Below are 23799 nucleotides of genomic sequence, written 5' to 3' on the forward strand. Positions count from 1 at the left end.
TGCTCCTCACTGCCGGTGTTAGAGAGGTTAACTCCCTGCCCAGGCGGCCCAAACCTCGCCTCGGTCGAGTGTTGCACCGGCCGCAATGTCGCGCCGGGCCCGCAGCGTCGACGGCAACCTGGTCAAGATCGCCGCGAGGACGCTGAGGCGGAGCGTGAGACGGAAGTTCGGCGCCTCGGGTTCCCCTCGGAACGGGAGCACGGCGGTGAGCACGGCGAACTTCACGAGCTGCCTGACGGCGACGCCCGCCGGGGCGCAGCGCAGCAGCATGAGCAGGCGGTTTCGCTCGTTCCAGCGGTGGAATCGCGGCGAACCCGGCGCGGTGCTCGCTCCGTGCAGGTGGACGACCCTGGCGGTCGCGACCTGCCGGATGTCCCAGCCGGCGAGCCGCAGCCGCCATGCCGTGTCGGTGTCCTCGTAGTAGCAGAAGAACTCGGCGGGGACGCCGCCGATCTCGCGCAGCACGTCCGTGCGGAGCAGGACGGCGCCGCCACAGAAGCCGAAGACGTCCGGCGCCGGTTCGGTGAGGTCCGCGCCGTGGCCGTCGGCGGTGAGCCGGACGCCGAGCGACTGCGGCGAGCCGTCGGGACGTTCCAGGCGTGATCCGGCGGCGGCGGCCTCCGGCGCCTTCGCGAGCGTGTCCTCCAGCGCGCCGAGCCAGTCGCGCGCCGGTTCGGCGTCGTCGTTCAGCCAGGCCATGAACGGTGTGTCCACAATGGACAAAGCGGCGGCGAGCGCGCCCGCGTAGCCCTTGTTGCTGCTCAGGCGCAGTGTTCGCGGCTTCGACGGGTGCTCGGCGAGCAGTCGCGCGGTGCCGTCCGACGAACCGTTGTCGATCACTAGTGTCCTATGTGGACGGTCTTGGGCCGCCACCGCGTCGAGGCAGGCCGCGAGGTGGCCGAGGCCGCGCCAGGTGACGATCACGACAGTGCTCACCTCGCTCACCTCGGGACTTCCCACGCCGAGCACAATACGGGCGTGCCCGAACTCGTCGTCATCGCGGAGCAGCTGCTCGCGCCAGTGCCAGGTGGCACCGGGCGCTACACCCGCGAGCTGCTGCGCGCGCTGGCCGAGACCGCGCCGCCGGGCTGGTCGGTGTCGAGCGTGGTCGCGCGGCACCCGGACGTCACCGCCGCGCGGGTCGACGGCGTCGACGGCCCGCACCGGCTGCCGCTGCCGCCGCGTGCGCTGATCGGCGCCTGGCAGCTGGGGATGCCCTGGTGGCGGGGTGACGCCGTGCACGCGCCGACCCCGCTGGCGCCCGCTCGCGCCAAGCGCGGCCGGACGCTTTCGGTGACCGTGCACGACACGGTGCCGTGGACCCATCCCGAGACACTCACCCCGCGCGGCGTTGCCTGGCATCAGGCGATGATCGCGCGAGCCGCCCGCCGGGCGTCCGCGCTGGTCGTCCCCACCGAGGCGGTCGCACGCGAGCTGGCCGCACGCGTCGCGCTGGACGCCCCGGTGCGCGTCGCCGGGCACGGGGTGACCGAGTGGCCGCTGGCGACCGGCCTGGACCTGCCGAAGCGATACGTGCTGGCCGTCGGCACCATCGAGCCCCGCAAGGGCATCGACGTGCTGATCGAGGCGATGAGCCGGTTCGACGCCCCGCCGCTGCTGCTCGCCGGGCAGCAGGGCTGGGGCGGCGTCGACCCCGAGCGGTTGGCGGCCGATCGCGACGTCAAGCTCCGGGTGCTCGGGAAGCTTTCCGACGCCGACCTGGGCGAGGTGCTGTGGCGGGCGAGCGCGCTGGCCGTGCCGAGCCTCGCCGAGGGCTTCGGGCTCCCGCTGCTCGAGGCGATGGCCGCGGGCGTCCCGGTGATCCATTCCGACGCGCCCGCGCTGGTCGAGGTCGCAGGCGGGGCAGGCCGCGTCACACCGAGGGGTGACGCCGACGCGCTGGCGTTCGCGCTGGCAGAGGTGCTGGAGACGCCGTGGCTGGCCAGGGAGATGTGCGTGCGCGGGCTGAAACGGGCCGACGAGTTCTCGTGGGAACGCGCCGCGCTCGCGGTATGGGACATCCACCAGAATCATGGTTCTTGAGTTGGCTGTCGGTGATCGGTCGTACTCTGCTGGTGTGCCGCACGAACCCCGCATCCTGATCGATGCGACCGCAGTCCCCGCGGACCGGGGTGGCGTCGGTCGTTACGTGGATTCGCTCGTCGCGGCGCTCGACGCGGACGGCGCCGCCCTCACCGTCGTCTGCCAGCCCCGTGACCTGGCCCTTTTCGACCAGCTCGCGCCGAACACGCGGATCGTGCCGGCCTCGCAGGCCACCTCGACCCGCACCGCGCGGCTCACCTGGGAGCAGACCACACTGCCCAGGCTGATCCGCAGGCTCGGCGTCGACGTCGTCCACTCACCGCACTACACGCTGCCGCTGGCCAACCCGGTCGCCTCCGTCGTCACCCTGCACGACGCCACCTTCTTCACCGACGCGGTCCTCCACTCCTCGGTCAAGGCCCGCTTCTTCCGCGCCTGGACCTCGACGGCGCTGCGCCGCGCGTCGCTCTGCATCGTGCCCAGCGTCGCGACGGCCGACGAGCTGGCGAAGGTCGCGCGCGCGAAGGTCTCCAGCCTGGAGATCATCCAGCACGGAGTCGACGTCGAACGCTTCCATCCGCCGTCGCCGGAGGAGGTGGCCGCGGCCCGTGCGGCCATCGGGCTGGGCTCGACGCCGTACGTCGCGTTCCTGGGCGCCTTGGAGCCCCGCAAGAACGTCCCCGCGCTCATCCGCGGCTTCGCCCGCGCGGTCGCTTCGCGGCCGTCACCGCCCGCTCTGGTGCTGGCCGGGCAGCCGGGCTGGGACTCCCAGGTCGAAAAGGCACTGGACGCGGTCCCGCACCGGTTTCGGGTGATTCGTGCCGGTTATCTGCCGTTCGGCACCTTGGCCGGCTTCCTTGGCGGGGCTGAACTGGTCGCGTATCCGAGCCTGGGTGAGGGTTTCGGGCTGCCCGTGCTGGAGGCGATGGCCTGCGGGGCTTGTGTGCTCACGACCCGCCGTCTGTCGCTGCCCGAGGTCGGCGGAGACGCCGTGGCGTATTGCGGGGTCGGCGCGGGCGATGTCGCCGCCGCGATCTCGGAGCTGCTCGACGATCCGTCACGGCGCGCGGTGCTCGCGGAGGCCGCGCAGTTGCGCGCGAAGGAGTTCTCGTGGGCGACTTCGGCGGAACGTCACCGTGAAGCCTATGAGAAGGCGTCGGGGCGGAATCTCAGCCGATTGGGTTGAGGTGGGGTGGCGGGGGATTTGGTAGAGTGGGTGGTGCGAGGCTCCTGTGGGGCCGAGTATGAAAGCCCGTGACGCGTCCGGACGGTCGTCTTGCGGGCTTTTCGCCTGTTCAGGGGCAGATGATCGCGGTGACCAAAGGCGCGATCCGGGTCCGCCATTCCCCGCCTGCCCCATGACACCAGGCGATCGCGTCCGATAACCACAGCAGTGGCTCCGCGGTCGAGTCGAGATGCTCATAGGTCATTTCCGTTGTGGACGGCCGATTTCCCAAGGCCCTGCGCAGAGTTTGCTTGTCGTGCGCGTTTCTGTCGTCTCGGGTATCGAGCACAAGACGATGAGCTCGGAGCCCCAGAAGGTCCGTGATGGCGCGGAACAGGCAAGCCTGGCGAGCGCTCTCTTCGGTTTTGCGGGTGCAGGTGGCCGAGTACAACCGTGCGCTGACCGGCATGACCTTCATCCGGTCCGCCAACTGCCGTCGTCTGGGTGGTTTCTCCTTCCTGAAGTGCAGCTCGCGTTCGCCGGGAAGCAAAAGATGCTGGAGCGCCTTGCGGGTAGGCACAAGGTTCGCCGGTTCGACCACTGTCACGCAGATCAGATAGTGGTTGTCGCGGACCGACTCGTCGATGAATCCATGGACTGGCACCTGATCATTTTCGCGCAGGGGTCCGACAATCCGCGTTCGGGTAGTGACACGGAGTAGTCATGCGACTGTGGCATTCGTGCCCAGCTCGACGGGGTGAGTCCCGTGCCGGAGCGTGACCGGTGGACAATGGCCGGGTGACTCAGGATTCCCGCTATGGTGACCGGCTCGCCGTCGTGACCGTTACGTACTTCCCCGGTGAGACGCTCGAGCGGTTCCTGGACACACTCGAAAAGGCGACCGACCGCGAAGTGCAGGTCGTCGTCGCCGACAACGCGTCGACCGACGGCGCGCCGGAAAAGGCCGGGCAGCGGGAGAACGTCAAGCTGCTGAGCCTCGGCGAAAACCTCGGCTACGGCACGGCCGCCAACCGCGGTATCGCCGCGCTCGACGACAGCTTCGGCTGGGTGGCCGTGGTGAACCCGGACCTCGAATGGGAACCGGGCTCGCTCGACGCGCTGGTCGAGGTCGCCCAGCGGTGGCCTCGCGGCGGCGCGTTCGGCCCGCTCATCCACGACCAGGACGGCACCGTCTACCCGTCGGCCCGGCTGCTGCCGTCACTCGGACGAGGGATCGGACACGCCGTCTTCGGCAAGGTCTGGCCCGGCAACCCGTGGACACGCGAGTACCGGCAGGAGAACGCCGCGCCGACCGAGCGGACCGCGGGCTGGCTGTCCGGCTCGTGCCAGCTGTTCCGGCGTGAGGCGTTCGAGTCCGTGAACGGCTTCGACACCCGCTACTTCATGTACTTCGAGGACGTCGACCTCGGCGATCGCCTGGCACGCAAGGGCTGGCTGAACGTCTACGCGCCGTCGTCCAGCGTGATGCACATCGGCGGCCACGCGACCAAGCAGGCTTCGGCGAAGATGCTGGCCGCGCACCACGTCAGCGCCTACCGGTACCTCGCGGACCGGCACCAGGGCCTGCTCTGGAAGCCGGTGCTCGCGGTCATCAAGGCCGGGCTCAAGCTGCGCCTGAAGGTCGCCACCCGCAAAGAGTCGTGAGCGGTACCGCCGGTTAGAACCGGCCGCAACGCTCACGACCTACCTGGTGTGGTTGCGGCCGTGCGTGGGTCGAGCGAGTGGAAGAATTTCTGCAGCTAACGGAGCAAACCTTCCACTCGCGCCGACGAAGGGGGTCGTGAGTGTTTTTGCCGGTTAGAACCGGCCGTACCACTCACGAGCCCTTAAATGCCGTCCAGGCGGCGCGAGAGGTCCGAGACGCCGGTCGTCTGGGTCGTGGTGGGGATCAGGCCGGTGACCTGCTCCTCGTGCGGCTCGTGGACCGGCTCCGGGCGGCGGGCCGCCGGAAGCGGGACCGTCATCGGCTTGGTGCGCGGCACGGGCTTGGCCAGCGGGGCCGTGGCCTGCGGGCGGCGCTCGACCTCGAGGCGCTTGGTGGGCTGCTGCCTGGCCAGGTGGTGATCGTTGTCCTCGATCATCGACGCGGGCAGCTGGGTGGTGGTGTCCGGGTCGTCCGCGCGGTCGATCTCGGTGACCACGGATCTCGGGATCTGCTGGGTGTTGGAGGAGTCCATCGGCGACGTCGCGTTGTCCGGCGTGACGACGAATGCTCCCCGAGCGCGCGCACGCGCCAGCAGGGCGTCCGCACGATCGCGGGGGTCCATCCCCTTGGCCTCCCGACTCGACCCGAGGCCCTCTGGGAAGAGAGCCGCCTGTGTGCAATCTAGGGTAGGCCCTCGGAGCGTCCGCCGTCAGTGTTTCCCGCGGCTTGTCGCCGAGTGGGGCGTGATAAAGGAGGAACGGTTGTCCGAGTTGGGTGTCGATGCGGTCGTGCTGGTCGGTGGCAAGGGAACCCGGCTGCGGCCGCTGACCTTGTCGGCGCCGAAGCCGATGCTGCCGACGGCGGGCACGCCGTTCCTGTCCCACCTGCTCTCCCGCATCAAGGCCGCCGGGATCACCCACGTGGTGCTCGGCACGTCCTACCGGGCCGAGGTGTTCCAGGACTACTTCGGTGACGGCTCCGCGCTGGGGCTCGAGATCGAGTACGTGGTCGAGGACGTGCCGCTGGACACCGCGGGCGCCATCCGCAACGTCTACGACCGCCTGCGCGCCGACGACGCGGTGATCTTCAACGGCGACATCCTCTCCGGCGCCGACCTGGGCGCGCTGGTCGGCACGCATCGCGAGTCGGGCGCGGACGTGACGTTGCACCTGCAGCGGGTCGAGGACCCCAGCCGGTTCGGCTCGGTGCCCACCGACGAGAACGGGCGGGTGCTGGAGTTCCTGGAGAAGACGCCGAATCCGCCGACCGACCAGATCAACGCCGGGTGCTACGTGTTCCGGCGCTCGGTGATCGAGTCGATTCCCGCCGGGCGCCCGGTTTCGGTGGAGCGCGAGACGTTCCCGCGGCTGCTGGCCTCCGGCGCGCACGTGCACGGTTTCGTCGACTCGTCGTACTGGCTGGACGTCGGCACCCCCGAGGCGTTCGTGCTGGGTTCGGCCGACCTCGTGCGCGGCCTCGCGCCGACGTCCGCGCTGCCCGGCCCGGTCGGCGAGGCGCTGCTGATCGACGGCGCCAAGGTCGCCGACGACGCCGTGCTGACCGGCGGATCGACGATCGGCGCGGGCGCCGTCGTCGGCGCCGGTGCGCGGGTGAGCGGCTCGGTGGTCTTCGACGGCGCGTCGATCGCGGACAGCGCCGTCGTCGAGCGGTCGGTGCTGGGCGCGGGAGCCAAGGTCGGCGCCGGCGCGGTGCTGCGTGGCGTCGTGCTGGGCGACGGCGCCTCGGTCGGCGCGGGCTGCGAGCTGCTCGACGGCGCCCGCGTCTGGCCCGGATTCGAGCTGCCGGACGGATCCGTCCGCTTTTCGAGCGACGCGTAGCCATGCGCTGGCGGCCGTCGTACGAACTGGACCTGGCGAGGGTACTGGCGCCACTGCGCCGGGGCGCCTCCTCGCCGAACCTGGTTCGCGACGCCGCAGGCACCTGGTGGTACGCGACGAACACCCCCGACGGCGGCGGCACACTCGCGCTGCGCCGCCGCGCCGACGGCGAGATCGAGGCCGCGGCCTGGGGCCCCGGCGCGGACCGGCTGCTCGACGGCCTGCCCGCCTTGCTCGGCGCCGACGACGATCCACGGGACTTCGTCGCCCACCACGACATCATCGCCCAGGCGCGACGCGGCATGCCCGGCCTGCGGCTCGGCTCGACCGGGCGAGTCTGGGACAGCCTGGTGCTCGCCATCCTCGAGCAGAAGGTCGCTGGCAAGGAGGCCATCCGCTCCTGGAAGGAACTCTGCCGCTGGTTCGGCGAGCCGGCGCCCGGCCCCGTCCCGGCGGGCCTGCGCGTCCCGCCCAGCCCGAAGGCCGTTCTCTCCATTGTGGACTGGAAGTGGCATCGAGCCGGTGTGGACAGCACCCGGCGCGGCACGCTGATCCGGGCCGCGCGGGTCTCCAGTGGACTGGAACGCGCCGCCGAACTGCGTGGTGTGGAAGGAAGAACCCTGCTCCGGAAGCTGCCGGGCATCGGCGTCTGGACGGCCGCCGAGGTCGCGCAGCGCGCCTGGGGCGACCCGGACGCGGTCAGCTTCGGCGACTACAACATCCCGACTCTGGTCGGCCACGCGCTGCTCGGCACCGAACTCGACGACCGCGGCATGCACGCCGTGCTCGCCCCTTACGCGCCGCACCGTCAGCGCGCCATCCGCTACCTCATGGCCGCGGGCGTCTCCGCGCCGCGCCGGGGCCCGCGCATCGAACTACGCGACTACCGCGCGATGTAACCCACTCGCCTTACCCCGCAGGGGGGTCGTGAGCGTTGCGGGCGGTTCTAACCGCCCGGAACGCTCACGAGCCCTTTTGCCTACCAGCCTTGCGGGGGCGGCGGGGGCTGCTGCGGGTACTGGCCGGGTGGTTGCTGCGGCGGGTATCCAGGCTGCTGGGGGTGCCCTGGTTGTTGCGGGTAGCCCTGCTGCTGGGGGTAGCCGGGTTGCTGCGGGTAGCCCTGCTGCGGGTAGTGGCCGGGGTACTGCTGCGGCGGGTACTTCGGCTTGTTGTTGTTCTTGAGCACCAGTACGAGTGCGACCGCGCCGCCGGCGAGCACCGCCAGCAGGATCAGCAGTTGAATGACCCCGATCATGCCTCTCCCACCATCCGAATCGGGATCACTGGCTTTCCAGCGCCGCGGCGACGATGGCGAGCGCCTCGGCGTGGCCGATCCCGAGCTTGCGGGTGATGCTCGCATAGTCGGCGGCGGCCTGCCGGGCGCGCTGCTTGCTCTCGTCGCCGGACGCGCCGACGAAGCTGCCCGCCCGTCCCCGCGTCTCGATGAGCCCGGCTTCTTCGAGTTCGCGGTAGGCGCGCGCGATCGTGTTCGGCGCGATGCCGAGGTCGGCCGCGAGCTTGCGCACGGTCGGCAGTTTCGTGCCGACGGGCAGGGTGCGGTCGCTGATCTGCCGCGCGAGCGAGGACCGGACCTGCTCGTAAGGCGGGACCGGCGAGTTGTCGTCCAGGCTGACGGTCACGGGGTCACCAACCCTGCGGCGGCGGGCCCTGCTGACCGGGGGTGGGGTACGGCAAGGTGCCCGGCTGCGGCGGGTACGGCTGCTGGCCCTGCGGGAAGGCCGGCTGCTGGAAACCACCCGACGGCGGCTGTCCCCAGGCGGGCTGGGGCTGGGCCGGCGGTGGGAAGCCGGGCTGCGCCGGCGGGAATCCCGGCTGCTGTGGCGGCGGGAAACCCTGCTGCGGCGGCGGGAAACCTTGGTCGAAACCCTGCTGGGCGGGCGGGAAGCCCGGCTGCGGCGGGGGGAAACCGGCCTGCGGTGGCGGCTGCGGGAAGTTCGGGTTGGCCGGGGGGAAGCTCTGCTGGGGGAAGCCCTGCTTCTTCTTCTCCTGGTTGGCCTTGACCACGAAGTAGATGATGACGCCCAGGACGATCAGTCCCAGAATGATCAGGACCACCCAGCCTGATCCGTCACCGCTGCCACTGGTGTGGACCCGCACGCGCGCGGGAGACGGCCCCATGAACGACGACATCGAAAGTACCCCTCTGTCTGATGTCGTCACCCTAACCGGCGGTGACCGCCGAATGGACCAGTTCGGTCAAATCGTCTGATCCGTCAGGCAAACCGGTGACCGGCCACCATTGCAAATCGTCCGATTCGTCACTGAGGACCGGTTTTGCGCCCTCGGGGGCACGGATCGCGAAGCGCACGTCGAAATGCCGCGTCGGTATGCCGAGCGAGCAGGTGATCGGATGGACGTCGAGATGGACCGGCACCGGGTCGAGCACGAGTCCGTCCATTCCGGACTCCTCGCGGGCCTCGCGCAGCGCCGCGGCGGCCAGCGAGACGTCCTCCGGCTCGCAATGGCCGCCGAGCTGCAGCCAGCGGCCGACCCTCGGGTGCAGGGTGAGCAGCACGTGCGAGCCCGACGCGTCGAGCACGACCGCGGACGCGGTCAGGTGGCCGGGTTCGCACGACCGCGCGCAGGCGTCCTCGCGCGCGGCCAGGAAACCGAGGAACGCTTGGCGCAGCGACTCCTGGCTGGGCAGCGTCGGCCGCCACTTGTCCAAAGTGGAGACCGCGTCCTGGTGCAGCGTCACAGTTCCAGCAGCCCTTCGCCGGCGGGGCGGACGGGCCTGGCCTCGGGGGCCTCGGCCGGGTGGCCGATCGCGACCGCGCCCAGCGGGGCCCAGTCCTCGCCCAGCCCCAGCGTTTCGCGTACGAGGTCGGCGGCGAAGATGGTCGATCCGATCCAGCACGAGCCGAGTCCCTCGGCGGCCAGCGCGATCAGCAGGCCCTGCACGGCGGCGCCGCCCGCGACGGTGAACATCGTCCGCTCGCAGGCGAGCCTGCGCTCGTCCGGATACGCGTGCGCGCCGTCCGGCACCAGGAACGGCACCACCACCTCCGGCGCGTCGAACAGGATGTCGCCCCGGCTGAGCCGCTTGGCGACCTGCTCGTCGGTGAACCCGTCCGCGACCAGGTCCGCGCGCCACGACTCGCGCATCGCGGTCAGCAGCTTCGTGCGGACATCGTCGCTGCGCAGCCACACGAACCGCACCGGCCGGGTGTGGTGCGGCGCGGGCGCGGTCAGCCCGGCGGCGACGGCGCGGCGCAGCACCTCGGGGTCGACGGGCTCGTCGCTGAACCGCCGGACCGAGCGCCGCAGCGGCACGGCCTCGCGGCGGCCCTGCGCGATGGCTTCGTTGGTGCCGAGGCGGAACAGGTCCTCCTCGACCGGCCTGATCAGCTTGCGCGCGTTCGAGCCGTCGTCGGTCAGCCGCAGGCCGCGGATCACCGCGACCGGTGTGCCGCCGAGCTTGCCCTTGACCAGGTCGGCGGCCGCGGCCAGCTCGTCGGCGACGGCGACCTCGGTCACCGCCAGCTCGTTGCCCTGGCCGTCGATCTCACCGGCGTAGGCGTGCAGCACGCGCAGGCCGGAAGCGCCGATGGCCGCGTCGGTCTGCCCGATCCGCCAGGCCCGGCCCATGGTGTCCGTGACGATCACCGCGACCTCGACGCCGAGCCGCTCGCGCAGGCCGTTGCGCAGCGCGAGCGCGGACGCGTCGGGGTCGGACGGCAGCAGCGCGACCTCACCGCCCGCGACGTTGGAGTTGTCGACGCCGGACGCCGCCTGCACGATGCCGAGCCGGTTTTCGGTGATCTTCGTCTGCCGGAACTGGGCGACGACGCGCACGGCCTCCTCGTCGACGAGCTTGCGCCGCGCCGCCTCCTTGGCCTCGGGATCGGCGGGCACGGTGATCAGCCGTCCCTCTATTTTGGACACCACCTTCGAGGTGACGACCACGACGTCGCCGGAGCGCAGCCAGCGCGCGGCGGTCACGATGGCGCCGGTCAGATCGTCGCCGGGACGGAACTCCGGCAGCCCGTCGACCGGCAGGATCTCCAGCTTGGGCGAGGCGTGATCAGGCAAGTTCCACTCCAGCGAGCGTGAGCGCGGTCCGCGCCATGGCGGCCGTAGCGTCCACATCGGACATCAGCAGCGGCACGGCACGCACCTCGACACCCGGCACGTCGACGGTCTCGCCCTCGGCGACCAGCCAGCCGTCGAGCACGCCGTCCGCTTCGCGGGAACCGTAGTGACGGCCGACGGCCTCGGCGGAGGTCTCCACGCCAATCGCCGTCATGCAGGCGTCGGCCATGCCGCGCAACGGTTTCCCGCCGATGATCGGGGAGATGCCGACGACGCCCGCCTTGGTCTCGCGCAGCGCGTCGCGCACGCCGGGCACGGCCAGCACGGAGCCGACCGAGACCACCGGATTCGACGGCGCGAACAGCACCGCGTCGGCTTCGGCGATCGCCTCGAGCACCCCGGGCCCCGGCTTCGCCTCTTCGGCGCCGACCGGCACGATCGAATGCGCGACCGGCTCGGCGCGGTAGCGCACCCACCACTCCTGGAAGTGGATCGCCTTCTGCTGCTCGGGGTTCTCGGGGTCGTCGATGACGACGTGCGTCTCGACCCGGTCGTCGGACATCGGCAGCAGCCGGACACCGGGCTGCCAGCGGTCGCAGAGCGCTTCGGTCACCGCGGACAGCGGATAACCGGCACGCAGCATCCGCGAGCGGATCAGGTGCGTCGCGATGTCCTTGTCGCCGAGCCCGAACCAGGTCGGCTCGGCGCCGTACGCCGCCAGTTCCTCTTTGACCGTCCAGGTTTCGCCCGCGTGCCCCCAGCCGCGCGCGGTGTCGATACCGCCGCCGAGGGTGTACATGCAGGTGTCCAGGTCAGGGCAGATCCGCAGGCCGTGCATCCACACGTCGTCGCCGGTGTTGACCAGCGCGGTGATCTCGGCTTCGGGAACGGCGGCCTTCAGACCCTGCAGGAATCGGGCCCCGCCGACCCCGCCTACAACTACGACAACCTTCACCCGTCCGATCCTAGGGCGTGTCTCGAAATTCTGATCGCGGTCTTCGCGCCCAGGCGGTCCCTGGCGGCACCGCGGCTTCGCCCGAGTACGTCCAGTACGAGGCGCGAAGCCGCGGCACCACCAGGAACCACCTGGATCACGAAGCCCATCGACCAGAATTTCGAGACACGCCCTAGGCCGGGATCCAATACCGATAGCGATGGTGCTCCGTGAAGCCCAGCCCGGCGTAGAGCGCGAGCGCGGCGGAGTTCGTCACCGAGACCTGCAGCACACAGCGGGCCGCGCCGTGGCGCGTTCCCCACGCGCCGATCGCGTTCATGAGCGTGACGGCATGGCCTTGGCGCCGGTGCGACGGCCGGACCGCGAGCCTGCCGACGAGCACGATGTCGTCGGTGACCGCGCCGCGCACGGCCGCGAAGTCGCCGAACATGCCGAAGCCCGTCTTGCCCGTGGCCAGCACGTGCCGCTGAGCGGGAGACGGCTCGGCCGAACCCGTGGTCAGTTCCCACCATGCGGGAGCCGGCTCGTCCAGCACGAGCGCGGCGTCGCCGGCTCCCGGCGGCCCGGTGAGGACGGTGACCTCGTGCCCGTTCGCGTACTCGATGTCCGGTATCCAGCCGTGCGCGGCCAGTGCTTCTTCGGTAGTGCTGTCCTTGATCGCGTGCACGCGGGGCTCGATGTCGCGCGAGTGGGCGAAGTCACAGACCTGACGCAGTGCCAGCGAGATCGGCACGCCGGGATCGCCGACGGCGAGCGCGCTGTTGGCCCGTCCGGTGAACCCGGCGGCCCAGCGCAGCCGCCATTCGCCCAGAGATTCGCTGATCAGCGGGTCCCAAGCGGCAGTACAGGCGACTTCGAGCGTTTCGGCGGGATTCACGGTTAGATTGTGGCAAGGACGCCCGGGAGGAACCGATGAGCATCGCGCGCAAGGACGATCGGCACAACGAAGATCTGGTCAAGGAGATCTCGGCCGGGTTCAATCGTGCGGTCGGTGCGAAGCAGGGGGACGAGGACACGGCTGACAAGCCGAAACCTCGTTTCGTCGTCACCGGCGACAGCCGTGTCGCACCCCAGCGGAAGCGCCGCGCGCAGTCCGAATAAACGCTGTTAACCCGGCGGCGGATAAGGGTGGCCTCACCAGCCGGAGCGTGGTGAGACCGCGTAATGTCGCCGACGCGGCATGTGAACCTGGCCAGACGAAAAAAAGCAGGAGTGTCCCGTGACCTACGTGATCGCCGAGCCCTGCGTCGACGTGTTCGACAAGGCGTGCATCGACGAGTGCCCCGTCGACTGCATCTATGAGGGGGAGCGGATGCTCTACATCCACCCCGACGAGTGCGTCGACTGCGGTGCCTGCGAGCCGGTCTGCCCGGTCGAGGCCATCTACTACGAGGACGACGTCCCCGACCAGTGGGCCGACTACACCAAGGCGAACGTCGACTTCTTCAACGAGCTCGGCTCGCCCGGCGGCGCGTCCAAGGTCGGCAAGACCGCCCACGACCCCGCCTTCGTCAAGGCGCTGCCCCCGCAGGGCGAATGATCTCGCTCCCCGATTTTCCGTGGGATTCGCTCGCGGAGCACAAGGCCACCGCGAGCGCCCACCCCGGCGGGCTCGTCGACCTCTCGGTCGGCACCCCCGTCGACCCGGTGCCACGCAGCATCCAGGACGCGCTGTCCTCGGTCTCCGAGATCCCCGGCTACCCGACCACGCACGGCACGCCCGCGCTGCGGGAAGCCGCGGTCGAGGCGCTGCGGCGCCGTCACGGCATCGAGGGCGTCTCGGCCGACGCGGTGCTGCCCACGATCGGCTCCAAGGAGCTGGTCGCGTGGCTGCCGCGGCTGCTCGGCTTCGGCGCGGGCGACCTGGTCGTCATCCCCGAGGTCGCGTACCCGACGTACGAGGTCGGCGTGCTGCTGGCAGGCGCTTCGCTGCTGCGCGCCGACAGCCTCGTGGCGCTCGGGCCGCAGAAGCCCGCCATGATCTGGCTGAACTCGCCGTCCAACCCGACCGGACGGGTGCTCGGGGTCGAGCACCTGCGCAAGGTCGTCTCGTGGGCGCGGGAACGCGGCGTCATCGTCGTGTCCGACGAGTGCTACCTGTCACTGGGCTGGGAAAGCGAGCCCGTCTCGCTGCTGCACCCGTCCGTCCACGGTGGACGGTTGGACGGGCTGCTGGCGGTGCACTCGCTGTCGAAGTCCGCGAACCTGGCCAGCTACCGCGCCGGGTTCGTCACCGGTGACCCCACGCTGGTCGCGCGGTTGCTGGAAGTGCGCAAGCACGCCGGGATGATCGTGCCCCGGCCGGTGCAGGAGGCCATGGTCGCCGCGCTTCGCGACGACGACGCGCTCGCCGAGCAGCGTGGCCGGTACGAACGCCGCCGCGTGGTGCTGCGCAAGGCGTTGCAGGACAGCGGATTCCGCGTCGACCACTCCGAAGCCGGGCTGTACCTGTGGTCCACTCGGGACGAAGACGCGTGGAAGACGATCTCGTGGCTCGCCGATCGGGGCATCATCGCCGCGCCCGGCACGTTCTACGGGCCGACCGGGCGTGACCACGTGCGGATCGCGCTGACCGCGACCGATGAACGCATCGCGACGGCCGCGGAGCGCCTGACCTCGTAGAACGCGCCATATCCCGAATGCGTCCTTCGGTCCCTCGTGGGTCCCGAATGCGTCTTTCGGTCCGTGGCACGTCCCGAATGCGTCCTTCGGTCCCTGGTGGGGCCCCAATGCGTCTTTCGGTCCGTAGCAGGTTCCCAATGCGTCTTTCGGCACCTGGGCGGGTGGGGCTTCAGGGCGTTTGGCCTGCCAGGCCGCGGTGGAGCAGGCTGGTCAGGGTGTCGATGGCCTCGTCGTCGCCGAGTGCTCGGCCGGAGCCGTCGCCGCCGGCGGCGAGCCAGGTGTAGGCGAACTGGTCGAGCAGGCTCGCGATCGCGGAGACCAGCAGGTCCGTCGGCCCGGCCGGGGTGAGGCCCGCCTGGGGGATGTAGGCGAGATGGTCGCGCAAGTGGTCGCTGCCCTCGGTCACGAGCCGCTGCAGCCGTCGCGCGAAGTCCTCGTTGACCAGCGCGGCCTGGCGTAGTGCGACCAGTTCCGTGCGGTGCTCGCGGTAGAAGTGCCAGTGCTGCGCCACGTGCCAGCGGATCGCCGCGCGGTCGGTGAAGTCGGCGCTGTGCGTGTCGTCGGCGGCGACGTGCTCGTCGCCCTGGGCGAACATGTCGACGAGCAGCGCTTCGAGTAGCTCTTCCTTGCTTGAGAAGTGGTTGTAGAACGATCCCGCGGCGCGGCCGGCTTCGGCGGTGATGTCCGTGATCTTCGTGTTCAGGTAGCCACGTGCGGCGAAGACCCGCTTGGCCGCTTCCTTGAGCGCCAGCTCGGTTTCGGCGGCCTTCTCCTTGCGATTCATCCACCCCTCCTTGACACGGGACGCTAGCAGTGGCCAAACTGAATCTTAATTCAGTGAATGGAGATTCAGTCATGAGGGTACTCATCGCGGGTGGCGGGCCGACCGGACTCACCTTGGCCATCGATCTGGCCAGGCGCGGCGTCGACGTTCGCGTCGTCGACCAGGCTGCCGCCCACCTCGCCGGCTCGCGCGGCGACGGCATCCAGCCCCGCACGCTGGAGGTTTTCGAGGACCTGGGTGTGCTCGACGCGGTGCTTTCCGCCGGCGCGAACCAGTCCGAGATGCGGGCGTACGCGAACGGCGAGCTGGTCGCGGTCAGGCGGATGAGCGAGCTGAAAGAGCCGACGCCGGATCTGCCGTACCCGAACCCGTGGGTGCTGGCGCAGAACGACACCGAGGCGATCCTGCGCGCGCGGCTCGCGGAGTTCGGCGTGCGCGTCGAGCTGAACACCGGGGTCATCGGCTTCTCGCAGGACGCTTCCGGCGTCGACGTCTCGCTGCCCGGCGAGACCGTGCGCGTCGACTACCTCGTCGGCGCGGACGGCGGGCGCAGCTTCGTGCGCAAGACGCTGGGCATCGCGTTCGAGGGCACGACCGACGAGTCGATCCGGATGCTGCTCGGCGACGTGAAGGTCGACGGACTCGACCACGACTACGGCTACTGGTTCTCGACCGGCGCCATGCACGACGGCATCGCGCTGACCCCGTTGCCCGGTGGCGACTACTTCCAGTTCGGCGCGCCGCTCGACGAGCCGACGCCGTCCCTCGAACGGCTGCAAGCGTTGCTGGACAAGCACTCCGGCCGTTCGCTGCGCATGCACGACCTGGCCTGGTCGACGATCTGGCGGCCGAACATCCGGCTCGCCGAGCGCTTCCGCGTCGGCCGGATCTTCCTCGCGGGCGACGCCGCGCATGTGCACCCGCCGACCGGCGGCCAGGGCCTGAACACGGGCGTCCAAGACGCCTACAACCTGGGCTGGAAGCTGGCCGACGGCGCACCCGAGCTGCTCGACAGCTACGAGGCCGAGCGCCGGGCCGTCGCGTCCGAGGTGCTCGGCCTGTCGACCGGCTTGCTCCAGAAGCACGTCGACGGCGAGGCCGACGCCTTCAAGCGCGACGAGTCGACGCACCAGCTCGGCATCGGCTACCGCGGCGGCCCGCTCGCCTCGGACTCCCGCCCGGCCCCCGGCCCGCTGACCTCGGGCGACCGCGCCCCCGACGCCCCGCTGACCGACGCCAACGGCAAACCCGTGCGCCTCTTCGACCTGTTCCGCGGCCCCGAGTGGGCCGACCTGGTGATCTCACCCGACCGCGTCCTCGTGCGGGCCGAGGAGTTCACCGACTTCGGCGGCCACGCCTTGGCCGCCTACGGAACCGGCCGCTTCCGCATCCGGCCCGACGGCTACGTAGGCCCCATAACCACCGCCTAGCGGCCTAAAAAAATCCCAATGTGGCATTCGTCAGGTTCTGGCGCCCCAATGTGGCTTTCGTCAGCTCTAACCTGACGAAAGCCACATTGGGGGTTCAAAAGCTGACGAAAGCCGCATTGGGATTTTTTTCCTGGGTCAGGGGGCGGCGAGGACCGGGGCGGCGGTGGTGTCGACCTTGGTCCAGACGGCGGGCCAGTCGGCGCGTGCCTGGGTGCGGCGGGTGAGTTCGCGTTCGGCGATGCGGCCAGCGATGAAGGCGGCCTGCGGGGTGAGGGTGTCGAGTGCGGCGCGCATGCGGTCGGCCGCGACGACGGCGTCCTGGTGGTCGCCGAGGACGGTCTGGAGGTCCTTGGTCGCGCTGATCAGCTGCTTGATCCTGGCGGCCTGCTTCTTCTTGGCTGCGGACTGGGCGAGCTCGGCGGCGTAGCGCAAACGTTTGCCGTGGATGCGGAGCGCGTGGAGGTCGTCGTCGGGGGGATCGAGCGGGAGCTTGCCGACGGCCTTCGCGAGCTTGCGGTAGGGCTTGTCGAGGCTGATCACCGCGCGCGGTGATTCCACAGTGGACTCGACGGGCGTCGCGGGTTCGGTGATCAGCCGGGCGGCGCTCACCAGCAGTGCGGCGTAGCGGGGTGTGCCGAGCAGGCGGGTGAGTTTGCGCTTGGCGACGCCGCGTTCGGCCACGAACTTCGACACGAGTTCGCGGCCCGCCAGCTGGTCGCGGGCCTCGAATTCGGCGACGACCTCGCGCAGGTGCTCGATGAGGACGTCGTAGTCGCGGACCTCGCCGAGTGACTGGCCCAGCCAGCCGAGTTCGGCGCGCACGGTCTCGGCCTCGGGCCCGAGCAGGCCACCGGACAGTTTCAGGGTGCTGCGCATGCGCCGCAGCGCGACCCGCATCTGATGCAGGTCCTCGGGATCGGCGCCGCTGCGGGTGCCGGGTTCGCGGGCGACGAGCTCGCGGATCTGGGCGTCGAGCTGGGCGCGGAGGTGGTCGACCGGTGGATCACCCGGTCCCGGCCGCGCCGGGTGATCGCCGAGGCCGAGTTCGGCTGGCGTCGTCGTCTTGGGCAGGCGGCGGGCCCGCTTCTTGGCGGGCAACGTTTCGGCGGTCACCACATGAATATTAGGTGAATCGGACATCCGCGCCAGGCCTTGATCAAAGCCGGATCCGCGACGGCCATGGCCGCCGCGGATCCTCGGAACGGCTCAGTTGGCGTGCAGCGCCGCGTTCAGCTCGATGCCGACGCCGCCGCGCGGCACGACCTCGACCGCGCCGGTGGCGGAGTTGCGGCGGAAGACCGCGCCGGAGATGCCGGACAGCTCACGCGCCTTGACGACCTTGCCGTCGACGTGGACCTTCGTGCCCGCCGTGACGTACAGGCCCGCTTCGACGACCGAGTCGTCGCCGAGCGAGATGCCGATGCCGCCGTTGGCGCCGATCAGGCAGCGCTCGCCGATCGAGATGGTCTCCTTGCCGCCGCCGGACAGCGTGCCCATGATCGACGCGCCGCCGCCGACGTCGGTGCCGTCGCCGACGACCACGCCCGCCGAGATGCGGCCTTCGACCATCGAGGCGCCGAGCGTGCCCGCGTTGAAGTTGACGAAACCCTCGTGCATGACGGTGGTGCCGGTCGCCAGGTGGGCGCCGAGGCGGGCGCGGTCGGCGTCGCCGATGCGGACACCGGCCGGGACGACGTAGTCGACCATGCGGGGGAACTTGTCGACGCTGTAGACGGTGACCTGGCCACGCGCGCGCAGGCGCAGGCGGGTGGCCTCGAAGCCCTCGACCGGGCAGGGACCGTGGTTGGTCCACACGACGTTGGCCAGCAGGCCGAAGATGCCGTCCAGGTTCTGCCCGTGCGGCTGGACCAGCCGGTGCGAGAGCAGGTGCAGCCGCAGGTAGACGTCGTGCGCGTCGGCGGGCGCCTCGGCCAGGCTGCCGATGGTCACGCGGACCGCGACGACCTCGACACCGCGGTCGGTGTCCGGTCCGAGCAGCGCGACGGCCGCGTCGCCGAGTATCTCGGCCGCTTCCTCGGCGGACAGGCGCTCGACGCCGGAAGTGCCGGCCTCGGTCAGCTTGGGCTGCGGGAACCAGGTGTCCAGCACGGTGCCGTCGGGGGTGACGGTGGCCAGTCCGACGCCGCGCGCGCCGGTCGTTTCTGCGTTGCTCACGGTGGACAGGCTAACCCGTGGTGGCCTGCTTGTTCACCGTGGTCTTCACCGACTCGAGCGCGCTCGCCATGTCCACCAGCGCCTGCGTGCAGGCCCCGCCGGGGGCCGCCGCGGTCTTGCACGCGCTGGTGCGGAACACCTTCACGGCCGCGTCGACGGCGTCCGCCGCCGAACCGGCCTCCGGGACGCGCTTGCGCACCGTGCCGGTGGTGTTGCCCACCTCGGTGACGTACTTCTCACAGCCCTTCGGCGCCTCGCTCTTCGGCGCGACGAAGCACTGGTCGACGCTGAGCGCGGTGAGCTTGGTCGGCAGCGCGTCGGGCCCCGGCTCCGGCGCGGGCGCCTTCGGCTTCGGCCCGGCCTCGCGGCCACAGGCGGTCAGCAGGAACAGCAGGGCGATCACGGCGAAGGTCTTGCGCACGCATGCCACGGTAGCCCTGGCCAGGTGACCAGATACCGTGCGGGGCATGCCTGAGCTGGATCTGCACGCCGACCCCGTCGAGATCACCGCGATGCTGGTGGACATCTTCAGCGAGTCCGGCCAGGAGGCCGCCATCGCCGAGGTCGTGCAGGCCGCGCTCGAAAAGCAGGCGCCGCACCTCGAGGTCGTCCGCAACGGCGACGCCGTGCTCGCGCGCACCTCGCTGGGCAAGCCGTCCCGCGTGATCTTCGCCGGGCACCTGGACACCGTGCCGGTCAACCAGAACCTGCCGCTGCGCCGCGAGGGGGCCGGTGACGACGAGGTGCTGCACGGCCTCGGCACCGTCGACATGAAGGGCGGCGACGCCGTCTTCCTGCACCTCGCCGCGACCGTGCTGGAGCCCAAGCACGACCTGACCTTCATCTTCTACGACAACGAAGAGGTCGAAGCGACGAAGAACGGCCTCGGCCGCATCGAGCGCGAGCTGCCCGAGTGGCTGCGTGCCGACCTCGCGATCGTCGGCGAGCCGTCGAACGCGGTGATCGAGGCCGGTTGCCAGGGCACCATGAGGATCGACCTACGCTGCACAGGCGCGCGTGCGCACACCGCGCGGGCTTGGATGGGCTCGAACGCGATCCACGCGTTGGCGGAACCGTTGCGGCGCTTGGCTTCTTACGAGGCTCGTGTCGTCGACATCGACGGCTTGACGTATCGCGAAGGCTTGCAGGCGACCAAGATTTCGGGCGGGGTCGCCGGGAACGTCGTGCCGGACGAGGCCGTGCTGACGATCAACCACCGGTTCGCGCCGGACCGGTCGGCCGAGCAGGCCGAGCAGCACCTGCGCGAGGTGTTCGACGGTTTCGATGTGTCCGTTGTGGACCTTTCGCCCGGCGCGCTGCCCGGACTGAGCGCTCCCGCGGCCGCCGAGCTGGTCGCGGCGGCCGGTGGCGAGGCCGTGGCGAAGCTGGGCTGGACCGATGTCGCGCGGTTCGCGGCGATGGGGATGCCCGCGGTGAACTTCGGGCCCGGCGACCCGACGCTGGCGCACACCCGCCAGGAGAACGTCCGCGCCGGCGAGATCCGCCAGGTCACCCAGGTATTGAAGGCCTTCCTCAAGGACTCGTGAGTGGTACGGCCGGTTCTAACCGGCAATACCACTCACGACCTCGCGTGAGCTGCGGAAACAGAGGGGCGAGCGGGGTCGGTGAGGTCGGGGTCCTCGGCCTCGAAGGCCTCTTCGAGCGCGCGCCAGCCATGGGTGTCGACGAAGCGTTCCTCGGCGGGCGTGATCGGGATCAGCCAGGCGATGACGACCGGGTGATCGCCGACCTCGCAGGTGCCGAAGCCGTCCGGCAGGTACACCGGGCCGTACGCGAGCAGCCCGGACATCTCGCCGGTGCCCAGGAAACCTTCGCCGAGGCGGACGTACTCGCCGCGCGCCAGCACCCGGCCGCTCGCCTTCAGTTTGCGGGCGAAGTCGAGCAGCGCGGGGCCCATGTTCCCCATGCTCACCGGCAGGTGCATCAGCAATTCCTGATGCCCGCCTTCGAGATGGGAGTTCGACAGGCCGAGCGTGACCAGCGTCGTCACCCCGGCGAACGGCAGGTCGTCCGCGAACCGCGCGACCTGCAGGCCACTCTCGGGGTCGATGTCATCGCGCCAGCCACCGCGGATCGGACCGAGCCGGGCTTCCAGGTGCGACACGAGATCACTCATACGGCCCATGATTCACGAGTCTTCGGCCGCGCCGAGTTTGAGGAGGCCTTCGCGCAGGAGGTCGGCGGCCTCAGGCAGACGACCTTGTGACATCAGCAGTGTGCCCGCGTGGTCGAGCGACCGGACCAGCACGTCGCGCGCGTCCAGCCGGGTCGCCAGGTCGATCGCCTGTGAGAGCTCGGCTTCCGCGGACGACGCGTCGCCGCGCGAGACCGCGAGCGCGCCGATCTGGTAGCGGACCGCGGCCGCGAGCGGGTCGCCGTCGCCGACCGTGATCTCCGACAGGAACGCCAGCGCGTCGTCCAGCCTGCCTTCGCGCCTGCTCACCTCGGCGAGTTCGAGTGTGATCGCGCGGGTGTCGCAGGGTGCGGTCGCCTCACGTGCCGCGAGGAGGTCGGCGAGCGCGCCGGACGGCCGAACCCGGGCGCGGACCAGGAGGCACCGGGCGATCGACGGTCGCAGCGCGCGTTCGTGCTGGAGGTCATGGGCGATGGCGACGGCGGCCGCCGCGTCGGTGAAGTGCTCGTCAGCCAGCAGCGACCGGCACAGGTCGAGCTGGTACGCGATGAGCTCCTTGAGCACGTCGTCGCGCCCGCGCGCGAGCCGCAGCGCGTCGTCGGCGAACGGCGCGGCTTGCGCGAGGTTGCCCAGCCGCAGGTGGCCTTCGGCGAGGTGCGCGCGCAAAGTCAGCAGCAGCAAGGGATGCGGGTAGCCGTCACGTATCAGCTCGTCGTGGCAGGTCTGGAGCAGATGCATCGCGTAGTGCGGCTCGCCCCATTCGGTCAGCACGGCCGCGCGCAGCGGCACCACCAGGCCGCGATAAGGCGGGACATCCGAGGTGAACGCGCTTTCAGCGGCCGTGACGAGCTTCGCGCGCGCGTCGCCCGAGGTGAACCGGGCCAGCCAGAGCCAGGCCAGACCGGCTTGGCGGCGCCTGCCCATGCGCTCGGCGCGGCGGGCGATGCGGCGCAGACGGGACGAAGCGTCGACGCCGTCGAGTAAGTCTCCCGCGGCCAAAGCCAGGTCGAGGTCGAGCCTGACCACGTCACGCGGGGAGGTTCCGCCGAGCAGCTCGTCCGCTTCGATGCCGAGCTGCTCGGCGAAGTGCCGGAGCGCGTCGCCGGACGGCGTGCGCGCTCCGGTCTCCACAGAGGACACGTAGGCGGCGGTGTAGTGCGGTTCCGCCAGCGCCCGCTGCGTCAGGCCGCGTTCCGCACGCAGCCTGCGCAGACGCGCGCCGACCTCCTCCGCCGTCACGCCACCTCCGAAAAACCTAGACCGTGATGGTCCAGCTGCTCAGCACACCCGTGTCCTGCGAGTATGCGTCATAAACCACCAGAGTCCAGCTACCGGAAGCGACTTCGTTCGTCACCGGCACCGAGTAGGTGCGCGTGCCGAACTGGGTGCACGGCGAGAATCCGGTCGGCTTGACCGAGTAGACGCTGCCGTCCGGCGCCTTCAGCTGGATCCGAAGGTCTTCCGAGCAGGTGTGCGAGGCGGTGATCGAGAGCTTCACCGGGGAGACCGCGTTGCCCGAAGCCGTCGACGAGACCGGCGAGTTGACGGTGCCGAAGTCGTTGATCGGGTAGTCGGTGTCGTTGGTGAACGTCCGCGTGCTCGAGGTGCCCACGGTCAGCGTGTACGTCGCCGAGTGGTCGGCGTCGGCGCCGTCCGCGTTCACCGTGATCGTGCTGGTGCCGTTCGGGGTCGAGGCCGAGGTGGCGATGGTCAGCGTCGACGAGCCACCCGACTGGATGGTCGCCGGGCTGAACGACGCCGTCGCACCCGAGGGCAGGCCGGAGGCGGACAGCGAGACCGACTGCGCCGAACCCGAAGTCACGTTGGTGGACAAGGAAACCTGCGCGGACTGTCCGGGTTGGACGGTGCCCGACGTCGGCGAGAGCGATACCGAGTAGTCGTTGCCGACCAGTGCGCCGACAGCCAGCTTCCAGAGCGCGTAGGCGATCGCGTCGCTGTTGCGGTCCATCGGGACGTCCGCGACGGCGGCGGTGGTGTCACACGCGCGGTGGTAGCACGAGTCGTACGGCTGACCGGCCGTGCCGCCCCACTTCTGGGCCTGCGAGGAGGTCTTGATGTCACCGGCGCCGGTGGCGAGCCCGCCGACCGGGATGCCGACGGCCTTGAACGAGGCGTGGTCGGAACGGCCGTCGCCTTCGCTGTCGCCCTCGGTCTGGATGCCGATCGACGAGAAGTACTCGTCGAAGACGGCCTTGATCGAGGCCACGTCGTCATAGACGAAGTGACCCCAGTTCTTCGACGCGATCATGTCGAAGTTCAGGTAGGTCTTGATCTTCGCGCGCTCGGCCGAGGACAGGCTGTTCACGTAGAACTTCGAGCCGCGCAGGCCCGACTCCTCGTCGGCCCACCAGCCGAAGCGCACGCGCTTGGCCATCGACGGGTTGGTCCTGGCCAGCGTCAGCGCGACTTCGAGGTCGGCGGCCGAGCCGGAACCGTTGTCGTTGATGCCGGGACCGGCGCTCACACTGTCCAAATGGGACCCGAGCATGATGACCTGGTTCGCGTCGCCCTGCGGCCATTCCGCGATCAGGTTCTGGCTCTGCCCGGCGCAGCTGGTGCAGGTCTGCCGGGTGACGGTGTACCCGGCCTCCTTGAGCTTGCCCTCCACATAGGACACTGAAGCCGCGTAGCCGCCACCGGACGCGGCGCGGTTGCCGCCGTTCTGGTTCGCGATCGTCTGCAGTGCGTTCAGGTGCGCCTTGACGTTCGCCAGCGAGATGTCCGGCGCCGCGTTGGTCGTCGCCTCGGCGGGCACGGTGACCGCGCCGAAGACGAGTGCGAGCCCGGCGAAGGCCGTCACGCTCGCGCGCAGCCGTAAACCGAGTTTCATGGGTTTTCCTTCCAGGAAAAGGGCCCCGGGTGGGATCGCCACCCGGGGCCGTCTCAAGAGGA

27 protein-coding genes are annotated in these 23799 nt (G+C 70.4%); 10 read left to right on the top strand and 17 right to left on the bottom strand.

Translation table 11 applies throughout. From position 1 onward, the window contains the following. Nucleotides 1-27: 27 nt before the first annotated feature. Nucleotides 28-936: a glycosyltransferase family 2 protein gene (locus tag AB5J62_RS04020; protein WP_370946758.1), complete on the bottom strand. Its 909-nt coding sequence runs from the start codon at nt 934-936 to the stop codon at nt 28-30. 42 nt (nt 937-978) lie between these two features. Here AB5J62_RS04020 and AB5J62_RS04025 point away from each other — a divergent pair, with 42 nt between their 5' ends. Both AB5J62_RS04025 and AB5J62_RS04030 read left to right on the top strand, forming a co-directional pair. Then, nucleotides 979-2043, top strand: coding sequence for a glycosyltransferase family 4 protein (locus tag AB5J62_RS04025; RefSeq protein WP_370946759.1), 1065 nt, complete (start codon nt 979-981; stop codon nt 2041-2043). Between the two features lie 52 nt (nt 2044-2095). Continuing rightward, complete coding sequence (locus AB5J62_RS04030; RefSeq protein WP_370950174.1) at nt 2096-3229, top strand: glycosyltransferase family 4 protein; 1134 nt, start codon at nt 2096-2098, stop codon at nt 3227-3229. 109 nt (nt 3230-3338) lie between these two features. On the opposite strand, the gene AB5J62_RS04035 is transcribed toward AB5J62_RS04030, so the two are convergent. Then, the gene (locus AB5J62_RS04035) at nt 3339-3815 is read right to left on the bottom strand and encodes a hypothetical protein (protein ID WP_370946760.1); all 477 of its coding nucleotides are present in this window, start codon (nt 3813-3815) and stop codon (nt 3339-3341) included. A 191-nt stretch (nt 3816-4006) separates the two neighbouring features. Here AB5J62_RS04035 and AB5J62_RS04040 point away from each other — a divergent pair, with 191 nt between their 5' ends. After that, entirely contained in the window at nt 4007-4873 is an 867-nt protein-coding gene (locus tag AB5J62_RS04040; RefSeq protein WP_370946761.1) for a glycosyltransferase family 2 protein, read from the top strand. Nucleotides 4874-5055: 182 nt separating this feature from the next. Here AB5J62_RS04040 and AB5J62_RS04045 read toward each other — a convergent pair whose 3' ends face one another. Continuing rightward, complete coding sequence (locus AB5J62_RS04045) at nt 5056-5496, bottom strand: hypothetical protein (protein WP_370946762.1); 441 nt, start codon at nt 5494-5496, stop codon at nt 5056-5058. Between the two features lie 139 nt (nt 5497-5635). On the opposite strand from AB5J62_RS04045, the gene AB5J62_RS04050 reads away from it, so the two are divergent. Both AB5J62_RS04050 and AB5J62_RS04055 read left to right on the top strand, forming a co-directional pair. Continuing rightward, nucleotides 5636-6712, top strand: coding sequence for a sugar phosphate nucleotidyltransferase (locus AB5J62_RS04050; RefSeq protein WP_370946763.1), 1077 nt, complete (start codon nt 5636-5638; stop codon nt 6710-6712). A gap of 2 nt (nt 6713-6714) precedes the next feature. Continuing rightward, a complete protein-coding gene (locus tag AB5J62_RS04055; RefSeq protein WP_370946764.1) occupies nt 6715-7611 on the top strand; it encodes a DNA-3-methyladenine glycosylase in 897 nt (298 codons plus the stop codon). Between the two features lie 80 nt (nt 7612-7691). Here AB5J62_RS04055 and AB5J62_RS04060 read toward each other — a convergent pair whose 3' ends face one another. From AB5J62_RS04060 to AB5J62_RS04090, 7 genes are all read right to left on the bottom strand, one after another. After that, a complete protein-coding gene (locus AB5J62_RS04060; protein ID WP_370946765.1) occupies nt 7692-7967 on the bottom strand; it encodes a hypothetical protein in 276 nt (91 codons plus the stop codon). 25 nt (nt 7968-7992) lie between these two features. Beyond that, nucleotides 7993-8352: a GntR family transcriptional regulator gene (locus AB5J62_RS04065; protein WP_370946766.1), complete on the bottom strand. Its 360-nt coding sequence runs from the start codon at nt 8350-8352 to the stop codon at nt 7993-7995. 4 nt (nt 8353-8356) lie between these two features. Then, nucleotides 8357-8863, bottom strand: coding sequence for a hypothetical protein (locus AB5J62_RS04070; protein ID WP_370946767.1), 507 nt, complete (start codon nt 8861-8863; stop codon nt 8357-8359). 31 nt (nt 8864-8894) lie between these two features. Then, on the bottom strand, nt 8895-9431 hold the full coding sequence (locus AB5J62_RS04075) for an NUDIX hydrolase (RefSeq protein ID WP_370946768.1): 537 nt from the start codon (nt 9429-9431) through the stop codon (nt 8895-8897). Next, nucleotides 9428-10765 carry a coenzyme F420-0:L-glutamate ligase gene (locus AB5J62_RS04080; protein WP_370946769.1) on the bottom strand — a complete coding sequence of 446 codons (1338 nt, stop codon included), beginning with the start codon at nt 10763-10765 and terminating at the stop codon, nt 9428-9430. Before AB5J62_RS04080 ends, AB5J62_RS04075 begins: the two co-directional genes overlap by 4 nt. Then, nucleotides 10758-11720, bottom strand: a complete 963-nt coding sequence (gene cofD, locus AB5J62_RS04085) for a 2-phospho-L-lactate transferase (RefSeq protein ID WP_370946770.1) — start codon at nt 11718-11720, stop codon at nt 10758-10760. The genes AB5J62_RS04080 and cofD overlap by 8 nt, the downstream gene beginning before the upstream one ends. A 172-nt stretch (nt 11721-11892) precedes the next feature. Next, nucleotides 11893-12597 carry a GNAT family N-acetyltransferase gene (locus tag AB5J62_RS04090; RefSeq protein WP_370946771.1) on the bottom strand — a complete coding sequence of 235 codons (705 nt, stop codon included), beginning with the start codon at nt 12595-12597 and terminating at the stop codon, nt 11893-11895. A 35-nt stretch (nt 12598-12632) separates the two neighbouring features. Between AB5J62_RS04090 and AB5J62_RS04095 the strand changes: the two genes are divergently transcribed. From AB5J62_RS04095 to dapC, 3 genes are all read left to right on the top strand, one after another. Continuing rightward, nucleotides 12633-12821, top strand: a complete 189-nt coding sequence (locus AB5J62_RS04095; RefSeq protein WP_370946772.1) for a hypothetical protein — start codon at nt 12633-12635, stop codon at nt 12819-12821. A 118-nt stretch (nt 12822-12939) separates the two neighbouring features. Then, a complete protein-coding gene (gene fdxA / locus AB5J62_RS04100; RefSeq protein ID WP_091294130.1) occupies nt 12940-13260 on the top strand; it encodes a ferredoxin in 321 nt (106 codons plus the stop codon). Continuing rightward, on the top strand, nt 13257-14342 hold the full coding sequence (dapC, locus tag AB5J62_RS04105; protein ID WP_370946773.1) for a succinyldiaminopimelate transaminase: 1086 nt from the start codon (nt 13257-13259) through the stop codon (nt 14340-14342). Before fdxA ends, dapC begins: the two co-directional genes overlap by 4 nt. A gap of 169 nt (nt 14343-14511) precedes the next feature. On the opposite strand, the gene AB5J62_RS04110 is transcribed toward dapC, so the two are convergent. After that, entirely contained in the window at nt 14512-15126 is a 615-nt protein-coding gene (locus tag AB5J62_RS04110; RefSeq protein ID WP_370946774.1) for a TetR family transcriptional regulator, read from the bottom strand. Between the two features lie 71 nt (nt 15127-15197). Here AB5J62_RS04110 and AB5J62_RS04115 point away from each other — a divergent pair, with 71 nt between their 5' ends. Beyond that, on the top strand, nt 15198-16556 hold the full coding sequence (locus AB5J62_RS04115; protein WP_370946775.1) for an FAD-dependent monooxygenase: 1359 nt from the start codon (nt 15198-15200) through the stop codon (nt 16554-16556). Nucleotides 16557-16691: 135 nt separating this feature from the next. On the opposite strand, the gene AB5J62_RS04120 is transcribed toward AB5J62_RS04115, so the two are convergent. The 3 genes from AB5J62_RS04120 to AB5J62_RS04130 form a co-directional block, all read right to left on the bottom strand. Then, the gene (locus AB5J62_RS04120; protein ID WP_370946776.1) at nt 16692-17669 is read right to left on the bottom strand and encodes a CHAD domain-containing protein; all 978 of its coding nucleotides are present in this window, start codon (nt 17667-17669) and stop codon (nt 16692-16694) included. Between the two features lie 93 nt (nt 17670-17762). Further along, a complete protein-coding gene (gene dapD / locus AB5J62_RS04125) occupies nt 17763-18740 on the bottom strand; it encodes a 2,3,4,5-tetrahydropyridine-2,6-dicarboxylate N-succinyltransferase (protein WP_370950175.1) in 978 nt (325 codons plus the stop codon). 1 nt (nt 18741) lies between these two features. Further along, nucleotides 18742-19152, bottom strand: coding sequence for a hypothetical protein (locus AB5J62_RS04130; protein ID WP_370946778.1), 411 nt, complete (start codon nt 19150-19152; stop codon nt 18742-18744). A 46-nt stretch (nt 19153-19198) separates the two neighbouring features. Between AB5J62_RS04130 and dapE the strand changes: the two genes are divergently transcribed. After that, on the top strand, nt 19199-20278 hold the full coding sequence (gene dapE / locus AB5J62_RS04135) for a succinyl-diaminopimelate desuccinylase (protein WP_370946779.1): 1080 nt from the start codon (nt 19199-19201) through the stop codon (nt 20276-20278). 32 nt (nt 20279-20310) lie between these two features. Here dapE and AB5J62_RS04140 read toward each other — a convergent pair whose 3' ends face one another. Genes AB5J62_RS04140 through AB5J62_RS04150 form a run of 3 tightly spaced genes read right to left on the bottom strand, consistent with a single transcriptional unit; the run spans nt 20311 to nt 23737 of the window. Next, the gene (locus tag AB5J62_RS04140; protein WP_370946780.1) at nt 20311-20868 is read right to left on the bottom strand and encodes a suppressor of fused domain protein; all 558 of its coding nucleotides are present in this window, start codon (nt 20866-20868) and stop codon (nt 20311-20313) included. A gap of 12 nt (nt 20869-20880) precedes the next feature. Beyond that, nucleotides 20881-22125 carry a helix-turn-helix domain-containing protein gene (locus AB5J62_RS04145; RefSeq protein ID WP_370946781.1) on the bottom strand — a complete coding sequence of 415 codons (1245 nt, stop codon included), beginning with the start codon at nt 22123-22125 and terminating at the stop codon, nt 20881-20883. Nucleotides 22126-22141: 16 nt separating this feature from the next. Further along, the gene (locus AB5J62_RS04150; RefSeq protein ID WP_370946782.1) at nt 22142-23737 is read right to left on the bottom strand and encodes a M28 family peptidase; all 1596 of its coding nucleotides are present in this window, start codon (nt 23735-23737) and stop codon (nt 22142-22144) included. Between the last annotated feature and the right edge of the window lie 62 nt (nt 23738-23799).

The organism is Amycolatopsis sp. cg5, assembly GCF_041346955.1.
Lineage (GTDB): Bacteria > Actinomycetota > Actinomycetes > Mycobacteriales > Pseudonocardiaceae > Amycolatopsis.

Excerpts from the sequence above, each read along its gene's own strand:
- AB5J62_RS04045 (WP_370946762.1), bottom strand. The coding sequence starts at position 5,496 with ATGGACCCCCGCGATCGTGCGGACGCCCTGCTGGCGCGTGCGCGCGCT.
- AB5J62_RS04055 (WP_370946764.1), top strand. The coding sequence starts at position 6,715 with ATGCGCTGGCGGCCGTCGTACGAACTGGACCTGGCGAGGGTACTGGCG.
- AB5J62_RS04060 (WP_370946765.1), bottom strand. The coding sequence starts at position 7,967 with ATGATCGGGGTCATTCAACTGCTGATCCTGCTGGCGGTGCTCGCCGGC.
- AB5J62_RS04070 (WP_370946767.1), bottom strand. The coding sequence starts at position 8,863 with ATGTCGTCGTTCATGGGGCCGTCTCCCGCGCGCGTGCGGGTCCACACC.
- AB5J62_RS04095 (WP_370946772.1), top strand. The coding sequence starts at position 12,633 with ATGAGCATCGCGCGCAAGGACGATCGGCACAACGAAGATCTGGTCAAG.
- dapC (WP_370946773.1), top strand. The coding sequence starts at position 13,257 with ATGATCTCGCTCCCCGATTTTCCGTGGGATTCGCTCGCGGAGCACAAG.
- AB5J62_RS04110 (WP_370946774.1), bottom strand. The coding sequence starts at position 15,126 with ATGAATCGCAAGGAGAAGGCCGCCGAAACCGAGCTGGCGCTCAAGGAA.
- AB5J62_RS04115 (WP_370946775.1), top strand. The coding sequence starts at position 15,198 with ATGAGGGTACTCATCGCGGGTGGCGGGCCGACCGGACTCACCTTGGCC.
- dapE (WP_370946779.1), top strand. The coding sequence starts at position 19,199 with ATGCCTGAGCTGGATCTGCACGCCGACCCCGTCGAGATCACCGCGATG.
- AB5J62_RS04140 (WP_370946780.1), bottom strand. The coding sequence starts at position 20,868 with ATGAGTGATCTCGTGTCGCACCTGGAAGCCCGGCTCGGTCCGATCCGC.
- AB5J62_RS04150 (WP_370946782.1), bottom strand. The coding sequence starts at position 23,737 with ATGAAACTCGGTTTACGGCTGCGCGCGAGCGTGACGGCCTTCGCCGGG.